At 70.0% G+C, this 13862-nt stretch carries 7 protein-coding genes; 4 read left to right on the plus strand and 3 right to left on the minus strand.

Annotation, left to right across the window (positions count from 1 at the left end):
* Window positions 1–110 precede the first annotated feature (110 nt).
* A complete protein-coding gene (locus tag ABZ470_RS02725) occupies window positions 111–2087 on the minus strand; it encodes a M48 family metallopeptidase (RefSeq protein ID WP_362909521.1) in 1977 nt (658 codons plus the stop codon).
* Window positions 2088–2817: 730 nt separating this feature from the next.
* On the minus strand, window positions 2818–5400 hold the full coding sequence (gene glgP, locus ABZ470_RS02730; protein WP_352015187.1) for an alpha-glucan family phosphorylase: 2583 nt from the start codon (window positions 5398–5400) through the stop codon (window positions 2818–2820).
* Between the two features lie 366 nt (window positions 5401–5766).
* Here glgP and ABZ470_RS02735 point away from each other — a divergent pair, with 366 nt between their 5' ends.
* The 3 genes from ABZ470_RS02735 to ABZ470_RS02745 are packed head-to-tail and all read left to right on the plus strand — an operon-like array spanning window position 5767 to window position 10919.
* Window positions 5767–7854 (plus strand): alpha-1,4-glucan--maltose-1-phosphate maltosyltransferase, encoded by a 2088-nt coding sequence (locus ABZ470_RS02735; RefSeq protein ID WP_362909524.1) that lies wholly within the window; start codon window positions 5767–5769, stop codon window positions 7852–7854.
* A gap of 43 nt (window positions 7855–7897) precedes the next feature.
* Window positions 7898–9601 carry a maltose alpha-D-glucosyltransferase gene (treS, locus tag ABZ470_RS02740; protein ID WP_352015185.1) on the plus strand — a complete coding sequence of 568 codons (1704 nt, stop codon included), beginning with the start codon at window positions 7898–7900 and terminating at the stop codon, window positions 9599–9601.
* A 4-nt stretch (window positions 9602–9605) separates the two neighbouring features.
* Complete coding sequence (locus ABZ470_RS02745) at window positions 9606–10919, plus strand: phosphotransferase (RefSeq protein ID WP_352015184.1); 1314 nt, start codon at window positions 9606–9608, stop codon at window positions 10917–10919.
* A 7-nt stretch (window positions 10920–10926) separates the two neighbouring features.
* Here ABZ470_RS02745 and ABZ470_RS02750 read toward each other — a convergent pair whose 3' ends face one another.
* Window positions 10927–12126 carry a serine hydrolase domain-containing protein gene (locus tag ABZ470_RS02750; RefSeq protein WP_362909526.1) on the minus strand — a complete coding sequence of 400 codons (1200 nt, stop codon included), beginning with the start codon at window positions 12124–12126 and terminating at the stop codon, window positions 10927–10929.
* A 562-nt stretch (window positions 12127–12688) separates the two neighbouring features.
* Here ABZ470_RS02750 and ABZ470_RS02755 point away from each other — a divergent pair.
* On the plus strand, window positions 12689–13813 hold the full coding sequence (locus tag ABZ470_RS02755) for a right-handed parallel beta-helix repeat-containing protein (protein ID WP_362909528.1): 1125 nt from the start codon (window positions 12689–12691) through the stop codon (window positions 13811–13813).
* Window positions 13814–13862 lie beyond the last annotated feature (49 nt).

Raw genomic sequence — 13862 nt, forward strand, 5'->3', positions numbered from 1 at the left:
ACTCTCCGGGGTCCACGTCCTCGTTTCCTGCCCCATTCCCTCCTCCCCGGGGGAAAGAACGCTTCCATGGCGTGTCTTGCCTGTTCACAGGCGTGTCGCCGGGAGATGGACTACCGTTTGGTGCCGTCTTCGTGACGCCTGGCGAACTCCTGCTCCAGGAGTTCGTGCAGGCGCCGGACCATGCCGGGGCCGGGGCTCGGGCGCGGCGTCTCCGGCGGGACGTGGGGGGACAGCGACGGCTGAGCGGGGGTGATCTCCCGCCACGGCGTGACGAACACCCCCGCGGGTTCGGAGTCCTCCGGCTCCTCCGGGGTGTCCGAAACCGACGACACGGCGGTCACCAGGAACAGGATGCCGATCAGCGCGGCGCCCGCCAGACGGAGCGTGAACCTCCTGCGGCTCCTGCGCGCCCTCTCCACGCCCACGGCCACCGGGGCGCCCGCCGTCGCGACGGGCTCCTCCGCCTGGGGTGTCCCCTCGGCGTCGTGGCCGAGCCAGGTCCCGGGGTCGACCCCGAGCGCGGCAAGCCGCAGCCGCAGCCGCCTCACCTCGGGGGCGCCGCCGAGGACGGCCGCCGCCACCAGGGAGTGGATCTCCCCGACGGTGACGCCCGCCGCGACCGCCCGGCCCCGTTCGCTCCAGGCCAGGCGGCTCGGCCCGGTCCATGTCGTCTCCCAGTTGGCCCGCCCCCGCACCACCAGGGCCTGGCCGACCAGCGCGAACAGCGCGGTCTCCAGCCGGGCCAGGCTCCCGGCCGTCTCCTTCCCGCTCCGCTCCTCCTGAGGGCCGAGGCAGGCGGCCAGCCGTCCCGCCCGGCCGTCGGCCAGCAGGTCGAGGACGGTCTCCAGCGCGGGCCGCGCGGTGCCGCCGACCCTGCGGGCGGCCCGGACCAGGCCCCGCACCGGCTCCGTCGCCAGGGTCTCCATGGTCAGCCCGACCCACTCCTGCCAGGGCAGTACGGCCCGCCTCTCCCGCTCCCCGGGGAACAGGCAGTGCCGTACGGCCCCCGGCCTCACCTCGAACCCGGCCTCCAGGGCGGTTGTACGGCCCCGGCCCGCGGGTTCCCGGCGCCCGCCCAGGGCCCGCATGCGCCGTTCCACGCTGGGATGGGGGTCGTGACGCGAGGTCCGCCGGGACGGCGTCGCGTGTTCCATCCCCTCGATCGCGGCCCGGTAGCCGGACGAGGCGAGCATGGCGGCGAACACCGCCGGCGGGTCGTCGGGCAGGTAGCCCCTGACGTACATGGGGTCGAGATACCGGTCACGGAACTCGCCCCACGCCACCGGCAACACCACCAGGGTCCGCCACAGCGCCTCCGCCGCGACCGTGCCCCCTGTGCCTCCTGTGGCTCCCGTGCCTCCTGCGGCTCCCGTGGCCTCGACGGCCCTCGCCGCGGCCGCGTCCGCCTGGAGTTCCTGCCGCCGGTTGACGGCGGAGGAGACCCAGAGGTACAGCCTCGCGTAGCCGGAAAGCGGCCACCGGATCCAGGAGACCGGGACGCCGCGCGCGGCGGGGTCCGGGGTGCGGGGGCGTTCGAGCCGGTCGAGGACGGCACGCAGCGCCAGGTGCCCTCGGTAGACGACCGCGCCGAGCCCGGTGGGGGCGTGGTGACCCAGTTCGTGGCAGAGCGCCGCGCGCAGTTCGTCGGCCGTCAGCCCGGCCAGCAGCGGCAGTCCGAGGCGCAGGTGCCGTCTGCCCCCGACGAGGCCGAGCAGCCTCGTCTCCTCCGTCAGCTCGGCGTCCACCTCCGCGGTCAGCCGCAGGGTCGCGGGCGGGCGGGTGCCGAGCCGCCCGGCCAGTTCCGTGACCACGGCCCACAGCTCGGGCGCCTGGCCGGGGGTGACCGGGACGCCATCGGGGGCGGGCCGCACCCCGGCCCCGGTGACGAACAGGCGGCGCAGGATCCACAGCGCCGGGATCGCGGTGAGCGCCGCCGTCACCGTCCCCGCCCGCGACGGCCTGCCCAGCGCGGGCGCGTCCCACACGAACAGGACGAGGACGCCCGCGTCGAGCAGGACGAGGACCAGGCCCAGCAGGCAGGGGCCCGCGAGCAGTCCGAGCGCCAGCAACGCGCGCACCGCGATCACGGCAGCCCCCTTCCCCGGTCGGCCGCCGTCCCGATGGCATGGCGGACCCGGTCGAGGCAGGTCCCCTTCTTCCTCAGCCGCTCCCACGCCCCGCGCGGGAGGAGGCCTCCGGTGGGCACACCCGCGAACGTCAGGCGGTGGAACCCCCCGAACCCGTCCGCCCTGTCAGGTGCCCGTGTGTCTTCCTGTCGTGCGACGTCCCGTTCCGTCATCGTTCGCCCCTCCGCCGGAGGCCGGACGCGGAGACACCATGGAGACACCTGATGAGCGTCCCCTCGCCCGCCCTGTGGCCGATGGGCACGGGCTCCTCACCGGCCCGTGCCCGTACCACCGTGACCTGGCCGCGCGCCTGACTCCCGCCGGTCGAACGCATGCGGTACAGAACCACCGAGAACACCGGCCTGACCGAGCCCGCGAGCAAGGCGGGGACGACCGATCGCTCATCGCCGAGGTGTTCCGACGGCCGGCGCGCCCTGCGCAGGCCCCGTGCTCCGAGAGGGTCTCGACAGTGAGAGATCTTGGCCGGAGTCGACCTGAACCACAGCGGTGCGCGGGCCCGCCCGGCCGCGCCCGCCGGAGCGGGCGGCGGCCCGGTGGGCCACGAACACCGGTAATGCCAGTAAAGCAGCAGGCTGCGGCGTTGCGGAGGGAAAGACGGATTTCCGGACTTCGGCGATCCCCGGCCGGACGAGGCCGGTCGGGGACAGCCGGGGACGGCGTTACGCCGGGGTCAGCGCAGGGTGCCGTTGGTCATGCCGACCGGTTCCTCGGGGACGGCGATCAGGCCGAGTTCGGCGGGCGTGGCCACCAGCGGGTGGTCCGGCACGACCCGGACGGTGTATCCGAAGGAGCCGGTGCGGTCGAGCGGGATCGTGCCGCTGTAGACGGCCTTGCCGTCGTCGGCCTCCGTCTCCAGGGTCAGGTCGGCGTAGGACGGGCCGACCATCTCGTCGTGCTGGCCGACCAGCCCGTAGGCGGCCTGGACCCGGATGTCGGACGGCTGCAGCTCACCGAGGGCGATGGCCGCCCGCAGTTCCAGGGAGGCGCCTACCTCGGGGGTGTCCCCCAGGTTGGTCGCCTCGACGTGCTCGACCCGGACCCCCGGCCAGGCCTGGTGGACCCGGAGCTTCCAGGCGGCGAAGTGCCTGGCGGGCTCGTAGCCGTCCGCGGACAGGGCGCGGGCCGACCCGGCCGCCGGGGCGTACAGGCCGATCACGTAGTCGCGGAGCATCCGGCCCGCCAGGACCTTGGGCCCGAGCGAGGTCAGGGTGTGCCTGACCATCTCCAGCCAGCGCAGCGGCAGGCCGTCGGAGGCCCTGTCGTAGAACCGGTCGGCCACCTCGTGGTCGATCAGGTCGTAGAGCGCGTGCGCCTCAAGCTCGTCGCGGCGGTCGGGGTCGGCGACCCCGTCCGCGGTGGGCACGGCCCAGCCGTTCGTGCCGTCGAACCACTCGTCCCACCAGCCGTCGCGGATGGACAGGTTGAGCCCGCCGTTCAGCGCGGCCTTCATCCCGGAGGTCCCGCAGGCCTCAAGAGGACGCAGCGGGTTGTTCATCCACACGTCACAGCCCTGCACGAGGAGCTGGCCCAGGGCCATGTCGTAGTCGGGCAGGAAGACGATGCGGTGCCGTACGTCCTCGCTGTCGGCGAAGCGCACGATCTGCTGGATGAGTTTCTTGCCGCCCTCGTCCGCCGGATGGGCCTTGCCCGCGATCACGATCTGGACCGGCTTCTCCGGGTTGAGCAGCAGTTCGCGCAGGCGTTCCTGGTCGTTCAGCATCAGGGTGAGCCGCTTGTACGAGGGCACCCTGCGCGCGAAGCCGATGGTCAGCACGTTGGGGTCGAGGGCGTCCTCGATCCAGCCGAGTTCGGCCCGGGAGGCGCCCCTGGCCAGCCAGGACCTGCGCAGCCGTTCCCTGGCCGCGTTGACCAGGCGGGCCCTGAGCCTGTTCCTGATCCCCCAGACGTCCACGTCGGAGATCTTGTTGACACCCTCCCAGCCCTGGGCGCGCTCGACCAGGGTGGGCAGTTCCCTGCCCGCGAGTTCCATGATCTCGCGGCCGACCCAGGTGGGCGCGTGCACACCGTTGGTGATGGACCCGATCGGGATGTCGTCGGCGTCGAAGCCGGGCCACAGGCCGCGGAACATCTCCCGGCTGACCTCGCCGTGCAGCTCGGACACGCCGTTGACCCGCTGGGCCAGGCGCATGCCCATCGCGGCCATGTTGAACTTGCCCGGTTCGTCCTCGGCACCGAGTTCGAGGATGCGCTCGACGGGGACCGTTGGCCAGGCGTTGTCGCCGCCGAACTGGCGGGCGATCATCTCGGCCGGGAAGCGGTCGATCCCGGCGGGGACCGGGGTGTGGGTGGTGAAGACCGTGCCCGCCCTGACGGCCTCCAGGGCCTCGTCGAAGGAGAGCCTGGCCTCGGTCAGCTCGCGGATGCGCTCAAGGCCGAGGAAGCCCGCGTGCCCCTCGTTGGTGTGGAAGACCTCGGGCTCGGGGTGGTCGCCGACCCGGCAGTAGGCCCGGATCGCGCGCACGCCGCCGATGCCCAGCAGCAGTTCCTGGAGCAGGCGGTGGTCGGTGCCGCCGCCGTACAGGCGGTCGGTGACGTCGCGGGCGGCGTTGTCGTTCTCCGCGACGTCGGAGTCGAGCAGCAGCAGCGGGACCCGGCCGACCTGGGCCACCCACACCTGGGCGTGCAGAGGACGCTGTTCCGGCAGGCTGACCGTGATCCGGACCGGGGTGCCGTCCCGCTCCTTGAGCAGGGTCAGCGGCAGGCCGCCCGGGTCGAGCGAGGGGTAGTGCTCCAGCTGCCACCCCTCGGGGGAGAGCGACTGGGTGAAGTAGCCGTGGCGGTACAGCAGGCCGACGGCCAGGATCGGCACCCCGAGGTCGCTGGCCGCCTTGAGGTGGTCGCCCGCGAGGATGCCCAGACCGCCCGAGTACTGCGGCAGCGCGGCGGCGATGCCGTACTCGGGGGAGAAGTAGGCGATGGCCCGCGGTGCCTCGGCGAGGGTCTGGTACCACCGGGGCGCGGTCATGTACTCGTGGAGGTCGTCGGCGGCGTCGGCGACCCGCCGGAGGAAGCGGCGGTCGGCGGCCAGCTCACGCAGGCGGCTCGCCTCGACGGCGCCGAGCAGCGCGACCGGGTCGTGACCGACGCGTTCCCAGGTCGCCGGATCGACCTCGGCGAACAGATCGAGTGTTTCGGGGTGCCACGACCAGCGCAGATTGTGGACAAGCTCGCCGAGGGGGGCCAGCTCCGGGGGAAGGACGGTGCGGACAGTGAACCTACGGATTGCTCTCACGCTGCCAGACCCTAGTTACTCAGCGCCATGACGGCGACCCGGACACTCACGCGTCTCCCCCTCACCACTATCAATCCGCTCCAAACACATCCAAGGGCAGTCGATCGACCGGGAGACCACACCCTGGGAACAACTCGCCGAACAGTAAGAGGTCCCGCACTCTTCCACCTAGGCGCATGAAGATGGACTATTGGGGCACGCATCTGTGGGTCGCGACGCCCCACCCCCGGGGGGCCGACCGTCGATGCAACGGCAGGGTATTGTCCTGCATCAAAGCCGGTGACCAGGGGCTTTTAGAGAATCGAAGATCTATTCTTGCCGACTTTTTCGGCGGCACCGGGTGTGCCGTCGCTACCTTGAGACGCGATGATCGGACGAATTCCCATCCAGGACATCCAGCCCACGGTCGAGTGCGGGAACTACCCCGCCAAGGCGGCCGCGGGTGAGACCTTCGAGATCACCGCCGTCGTGTTCCGTGAGGGCCACGACGCGGTCGCCGCGGGCGTCGTGCTGACGAGCCCCGACGGCGCGCGTGGACCGTTGCTGCCGATGCGCGAGCTCGCGCCGGGCACCGACCGCTGGGGCGTCGAGGTGACGCTGCCCGCGGAGGGTGAGTGGAGTTTCCGCGTCGAGGCGTGGGGCGACCCGATGGCGACCTGGCTGCACGACGCGGGCATCAAGATCCCCCGTGACCTGGACGCCGAGCTGATGTGCGAGGAGGGCGCCCGGCTCTTCGACCGCGCCGCCAAGGCCGTACGGCCCGCGGACTGCGCGCCGGCGGGCCAGGAGCCGAAGAAGAAGTCGGGCAAGACCGGGAAGAAGACCGCGTCGGCCCACGTGTGCGGGCACCGGGCCGCGTTGCAGGCGGTCGCGGCCAAGCTGCGTGACACGGCGCTCGACCCCAGGGCCCGTTTCGCGGTCGCCCAGTTGCCGGAGACGGCGGAGCTGCTGCGGGCGCATCCGCTGCGTGAGCTGGTGACCCGCTCCCAGCGGCGGCTCGTCAGGGTCGATCGCCGCAGGGCGCTCTACGGCTCGTGGTATGAGTTCTTCCCGCGTTCGGAAGGGGCGATCGTCGAACCGGACGCAGCCCCTAAGTCCGGAAATTTCAAGACCGCTGCGAACCGGCTGCCCGCCGTCGCGAAGATGGGCTTCGACGTCGTCTACCTGCCCCCGATCCACCCCATCGGGCACAGCTTCCGCAAGGGCCGCAACAACACCCTGACGCCGGAGCCGTACGACCCGGGCTCGCCGTGGGCGATCGGCTCCGAGGAGGGCGGCCACGACGCCATCCATCCCGACCTGGGCACCTTCGAGGACTTCGACGCCTTCGTGGCCAAGGCCCGTGAGCTGGGCATGGAGATCGCGCTCGACCTGGCCCTGCAGTGCGCCCCCGACCATCCGTGGGTCAGGGAGCACCCGGAGTGGTTCAACGTCCGCGCCGACGGCTCGATCGCGTACGCGGAGAACCCGCCGAAGAAGTACCAGGACATCTATCCGCTGAACTTCGACAAGGACCCCGAGGGCCTCTACGCCGAGGTCAAGCGGGTGGTCCGGCTGTGGATGGACCACGGCGTACGGATCTTCCGGGTGGACAACCCGCACACCAAGCCGGTCGCGTTCTGGGAGCGGCTGATCGCCGACATCGGCTCGACCGACCCGGACGTGCTGTTCCTCGCCGAGGCCTTCACCAGGCCGCCGATGATGCACGCCCTGGGCAAGGTGGGCTTCCACCAGTCCTACACGTACTTCACCTGGCGCAACTCCCGGCAGGAGCTTGAGGAGTATCTCACCGAACTCTCGCACGGGTCGTCGAGCTTCATGCGGCCCAACCTGTTCGTCAATACTCCGGACATTCTCCATGAATACCTGCAACACGGGGGAGTCGCGGCATTCCGCATTAGAGCCATCATCGCTGCGATGGCCATGCCAACGTGGGGCGTGTACTCGGGTTATGAACTTGCGGAAAATGTCCCGGTTCGCCCTGGTAGTGAAGAATACCTAGATAGTGAGAAATATCAGTACAGACCTCGCGATTGGGCCAGTGCCGAGCGAGAGGGCCGTAGCCTGGCTCCACTGATCACGCAACTTAATCTGGTGCGCAGAGCACACCCGGCGCTCCAGGAATTGCGTAACCTACGGTTCCATAGCGTCGACAATCCGGACGTGGTCTGCTTCTCCAAGCGGCTGCCCGGCGCCCACGATACGGCCACACGACGGCACGGCATGGGCGACGTGGTCCTGACTGTCGTCAACCTCGATCCGCACCGCACCCACGAGGCGACGGTTTCGCTGGACATGCCCGCCCTGGGTCTCGGCTGGAACGCCGAGTTCGTCGTCGACGACGAACTCTCCGGCGAGTCGTACAACTGGCGGCAGTCCAACTACGTGCGCCTCGACCCTTATATCCACTCAGCACACATCTTCACTCTGCGTGCCACGGCGAACCAGCGGTGAGCCGGCCGGGTACGCATACCGGCAAACAGCGGGGAGTCCACTGGTGAGTCAGGTACCTGAGCCAATTCCGAACACCTTCGACGAGGAGAAGCCGCGTGACCCGTACTGGTTCAAGCGCGCCGTCTTCTACGAGGTGCTCATCCGGGGATTCGCCGACTCCAACGGAGACGGCACCGGAGACATCCGAGGGCTGATCGAACGGCTGGACTATCTCCAGTGGCTCGGCGTCGACTGCCTGTGGCTGCTGCCCCTGTACGAGTCCCCGCTGCGCGACGGCGGCTACGACATCGCGGACTTCATGAAGATCCTGCCCGAGTTCGGGGACCTGGGAGACTTCGTGAAGCTCGTGGACGAGGCCCACAAGCGCGGCATGCGGGTCGTCGCCGACCTGGTGATGAACCACACCAGTGACGCCCACCCCTGGTTCCAGGCGTCCCGGCACGACCCGCAGGGCCCCTTCGGCGACTTCTACGTCTGGAACGACGACGACGAACTCTACAAGGACGCCCGGATCATCTTCGTCGACACCGAGACCTCGAACTGGACCTACGACCCGGTCCGGCAGCAGTACTACTGGCACCGCTTCTTCTCCCACCAGCCGGACCTCAACTACGAGAACCCGGACGTGCAGGACGCGATGCTCGAAGTGCTGCGGTTCTGGCTCGACCTCGGTATCGACGGCTTCCGGCTCGACGCGGTGCCGTACCTGTTCGAGCAGGACGGCACCAACTGCGAGAACCTGCCCAGGACCCACTCCTACCTCAAGCGGATCAGGGCCGAGGTCGACCGGCTCTACCCGGACCGGGTGCTGCTGGCCGAGGCCAACCAGTGGCCCGCGGACGTGGTCGAGTACTTCGGCGACCCCGCGACCGGTGGCGACGAGTGCCACATGGCCTTCCACTTCCCGCTCATGCCGCGCATCTTCATGGCCGTGCGGCGCGAGTCGCGCTACCCCATCTCGGAGATCCTGGCCCAGACGCCGAAGATCCCGGAGAACTGCCAGTGGGGCATCTTCCTGCGCAACCACGACGAGCTGACGCTGGAGATGGTCACCGACGACGAGCGTGACTACATGTACGCCGAGTACGCCAAGGACCCCCGGATGCGGGCCAACGTCGGCATCCGGCGCCGCCTGGCGCCGCTGCTGGACAACGACCGCAACCAGATCGAGCTGTTCACCGCGTTGCTGCTGTCGCTGCCCGGCTCGCCGGTGCTCTACTACGGCGACGAGATCGGCATGGGCGACAACATCTGGCTCGGCGACCGCGACGGGGTGCGCACCCCGATGCAGTGGAGTCCCGACCGCAACGCCGGCTTCTCCAGCTGCGACCCCGGCAGGCTGTACCTGCCGATCATCATGGACCCCATCTACGGCTACCAGGCGATCAACGTCGAGGCCCAGCAGAAGAGCTCCGGCTCCCTCCTGCACTGGACCAAGCGCATGATCGACATCCGCAAGCGCCACCCGGTCTTCGGCCTGGGCGCCTACACCGAGCTGAACTCCTCCAACCCGAGCGTCCTGGCCTACGTGCGTGAGCTGGGCGACGACCGGATCCTGTGTGTGAACAACCTGTCGCGGTTCCCGCAGCCGGTCGAGCTCGACCTGCGCCGTTTCGAGGGATCGGTGCCGGTGGAGACGATGGGTGGAGTTCCGTTCCCACCGATTGGCGAACTTCCGTATCTTTTGACGCTTCCTGGGCATGGGTTCTACTGGTTCACCCTGCCGCCCACATCCCAGGAGGCGTGAGACCGTGTTGACGGAGCTCCTTTCCGGCTGGATCACCCATCAGCGATGGTTCGCCGGTAAGGGGCGCCCGATCGACGAACTCGGCGTCGACTCCGACGTCGAGCTGAGCCCCGGTCTGCGCCATCTGATCATCTCGGTGCGCCAGGCCGGGGACCACGACCGCTACCAGCTCCTGCTCGGCACGGACGGCGACGCCTCAGGCCGCTACAGCCACGCCAGGATCGGCGGCGACTACTACGACGCCGTCTACAACCCCGACCTCACCGGGCCCCTGCTCACCGGGATGGCCGAGGGCCGCGACCTGGGCCCCCTGCGCTTCCGCCATCTGGAGGGCGCCTCGATCGACACCTCCCTGCGCAGTCTGGTGCTGAGCGCCGAGCAGTCCAACACCTCCCTGGTGTACGGCGAGACCTACATCTGCAAGCTGTTCCGCCGCCTCATCCCCGGGGTCAACCCCGAGCTTGAGATCGTCACCGCCCTGGCCCGCCACGGCGCCGGGCACATCGCACGGCCGTACGGGTGGATCGAGACCGACCTCGACGGGGAGACGACCACGCTGGCGATGACCCAGGAGTTCCTCGCGACCGCGAACGACGGCTGGTCGCTGGCCCTGGCCAGTGTCCGTGACCTGTACGCCTCACTCGACCCCTCGGCGGAGGACGCGGGGGGCGACTTCAGCTCCGAGGCCTACCGGCTGGGCGTGGCGACCGCCGAGGTCCACCGTGAGCTGGCCGTCGCCTTCCCCACCGGAGTGCTGGAGTCCCAGGACGTCAAGCAACTGGTCGAGGACCAGCGCCGCCGCCTGGCCCAGGCGATCACCGAGGTGCCCGCGCTGGCCGCGCACGCGCGGGTGGTCGAGGACGCCTACCAGCGGATGGCCGACGTGGTCTCCGAGATGCCCGTCCAGCGCGTCCACGGCGACTACCACCTCGGCCAGGTGATGCGCACGACGACCGACTGGGTCGTCCTCGACTTCGAGGGCGAGCCCGGTCAGCCGCTGGCCGAACGCCGCGCGCTGTCATCCCCGCTGCGCGACGTGGCCGGGATGCTGCGCTCCTTCGAGTACGCGGCCCGCCACCTGCTCGCCGACAATCCGGACGCCGAGGCACTGCGCCCCAGGGCGGCCGAGTGGGCCGCGCTGAACCGCGCGTCCTTCCTCGACGGCTACGCGGCGGGCGGCGGCAGGCTGCACCCCCAGGACACCGTCCTGCTGCGCGCCCTCGAACTGAGCAAGGCCGTCTACGAGGTCGTCTACGAGGCCCGTAACCGCCCCACCTGGCTGCCCATCCCCATGGCCGCCTTCGAAACGGACCGCTGAGGGTTTCTCACTCCAGCCGGCCCAGGTCGGCCAGGGAGCCGTTGAACAGGAAGTCGGAGGTCTGGGTCATGGCCATGACCACGAGGTCGCGGGCGGGGTGGTTGAACCACGAGGTGCCGTAACCGCCATCCCAGCCGTAACGGCCGGGGACCAAGGAGATCTCGTCCGGCTCGGTGACGACGGCCACGCCGTACCCCCAGCCGTGACCGGCGAGCACGATGTCGCCCGCCGCCCGCTGCCCGGCCGTCAGGTGGTCGGTCGTGATCAGCCCGACGGACCGCTCGGACAGCACCCGGCGCCCCCGGTGGACGCCCCCGGCCAGCAGCATGCGGGCGAAGGCCAGGTAGTCGTCCACGGTGGAGACCAGACCGGCCGCTCCCGAGGGGAAGGCGGGCGGCCTGGTCCAGGCTTCGTCGGCGGTGTGCGTCTGCGGCGTCAGCTCGCCGGTCGGGCCGGTCATGTAGTGGACCGGCAGCCTGCCGAGGTGTTCGGCGGGCAGGTGGAAGCCGGTCTCGGCCATGTCCAGCGGCTCGAACAGACGCGTCCTGAACAGGTCGTCGAGCGACATGCCCGTGGCGCGGGCGACCAGCACACCCAGCACGAGGGAGGCGGTGTTGTACTGCCAGCGCTCCCCCGGCTGGCACATCAGCGGCAGCGTGCCGAAGCGGCGCATCCACTCGTCGGGATCGTGCGGCGTGCGGGGGTCGGGCGGGCCGGTGACGAGTTCGAGCTCCCGGGCCGCCTCGATGACGGGATAGGGCAGGTCGATCGTGGGGTACGGCGAGTCCGGCGTGACCCCGAAGACCAGGCCGTATCCCATCCGGAAGGTCAGCAGGTCCTCCACCGTGATCGGGCGTCCGGCGGGGACGGTGTCGTCGAGCGGGCCGTCGAGGCGCCTGAGCACCCTGCGCCCGGCCAGCTCGGGAAGCAGCCGGTCGACCGGTTCCTCCAGTCTCAGCGTGCCGTCCTCGACCAGGGTCATGGTCGCCGCGGCCAGGACCGCCTTCGTCATCGACCCGACGCGGAAGATCGTGTCGCGCCGCATCGGCTCGTCACCGCCCAGGGCCGTCGCCCCGATCGGCTCGACGAGCGTCTCGTCCCCCTGGGCGACGAGAAGCACCATGCCGGGCAACTCGCCTTTCTCGACACGCGCGGCCATCGCCTGGCGCACCCGGTCGAACCCGGCTCGCAACGGAGAGGTTGTCATCGTCGTGCCTCCACGCTCAGGGCTCCCACCCACCGGTATGGCGTCACCCCAACCCTGCCATCCCCGACCGACATTTCCCACGCGCCTTCGGGGTACGGCGGTGCCGTACGACCGCTTCCGCCTCCGGAAGGAGGCGAGGAAAAGGGTGCCGTAAGCCGGAAAGAGCTTAGGAAAGAGCGGACATAAGGCTTTCCCATAGCTTTTCACAATCGCCTGACGGGTTCGCGGAAATTACCAGGACAGGCCCTTGTCGCCGTCGCGAACCAGTGGACGGGCATACACCGCCCACCTCAGGGCATGAATCCGGTCACACCCTCACCACCCGTACGGCCCCGCGACGCACCAGGTGTTTCGGCTGCCCCATAGTCCTCGTGACATAACACACGCCACGCGCGCCACTCCCGGAACGGATTGAATCCACAAACCCTGACGGACCAATTCACTGACTTCCGTGATCGCCGCGGGAGGGGCAATCTTGTCGGTGATCCTTCCGGCCGAAAAAACCTTCTCATCGGCTCGGGAAAAACACGGGAAAACTCATCGGGAGTCTGGAGAATCGAACATGGATCACGGAAGGAAAACAAAGGGAATCTTATCCGGATCGGGGACGCTGCTGGCGTGCGCCCTGCTGGTCGCCGGAGTCGGGGCCGTACCGGCGCAGGCGAGCGCGGCCGCGGTGAACTGCGGCGACACACTGACCGCGGACGCCGCCCTGACCGCCGACCTGGTGTGCGCCGGCGGCGGGCTGACCATCGCGACCGACGGCGTGACCCTCGACCTGGGCGGGCACGTCCTCACCGCGACCGGCCTCACCCTGCGGGCCTCGGGCGTGACCGTGAAGAACGGCAAGATCGTGGGAACGGGCGGGGAGGCGGTGACCGTGCAGCCGGGCACCACCGGCGGCACCGTGGAGGCGACGCTCTCCGACGTGCAGGTCACCGCGGGGGCGACCCGGGTGCAGGACGCGACCCTGACCGTGGCGGGCAGCAACCCGGCCCTGTGCCTCCTGACGGGCCTGACGGTGCTGAAGTCCACGGCGACGGTCGAGCAGTGCGTCGTGCACGGGGAGGTCAGCGTCCAGGACTCCCCCGAGGTCACGGTGGCGTCGAGCACGCTGAGCGAGGGGAGGCTGACGACCGCCAGGTCCGGCGGCGTCTACAACGGGACGGTCTTCGACAACTTCCCGGTGACCGTCGCCGCCGACGCGGGTGAGGACGTCTTCCAGGACAACCTCTTCAGGAACGCCGACACCGCCCTTGAGGTCAAGGGCGGGCAGCGGACCACCTTCGACGGCAACGTCTTCATGAACAACTCCGTCGGACTGCTGAGCACCGGCGGCTTCGCCCTCACGACCGTGAAGAACAACGTCTTCCACAGCAACAAGACGGTCGGCCTGCTGGTCAACCAGAACCTCGCCGGGGTCAACCCCGACCCGGTGGCCGACAACATCTTCTTCGCCAACGGCATGACCCCCCGCAAGCTCACCGACCTGGGCGGCAACACCGTCCGCGGTGGCCTGCACCTGTTCACCGGCACCGTCACGCAGGCCGCCCTCACCGTGGCGCGCAACGGCGGCCTGGCCAACGGCGGCTTCCTCATCTGGGCCAGGCCCGGCTCGGTGACGGACGGCGGCGGCAACCGGGGTCCGTGCGGCCCCAAGCCCAAGTCCGGCCTCACCTGCGCCTGACCCCGGCCTTCGACCTTGACGCTTGAGGCGGCTCCCGCCGGGACACGGC

The sequence above is a fragment of the Streptosporangium sp. NPDC020072 genome (genome assembly GCF_040631445.1).
Classification (GTDB): domain Bacteria; phylum Actinomycetota; class Actinomycetes; order Streptosporangiales; family Streptosporangiaceae; genus Streptosporangium.

Excerpts from the sequence above, each read along its gene's own strand:
- ABZ470_RS02755 (WP_362909528.1), top strand. The coding sequence starts at position 12,689 with ATGGATCACGGAAGGAAAACAAAGGGAATCTTATCCGGATCGGGGACG.
- ABZ470_RS02750 (WP_362909526.1), bottom strand. The coding sequence starts at position 12,126 with ATGACAACCTCTCCGTTGCGAGCCGGGTTCGACCGGGTGCGCCAGGCG.
- ABZ470_RS02735 (WP_362909524.1), top strand. The coding sequence starts at position 5,767 with ATGATCGGACGAATTCCCATCCAGGACATCCAGCCCACGGTCGAGTGC.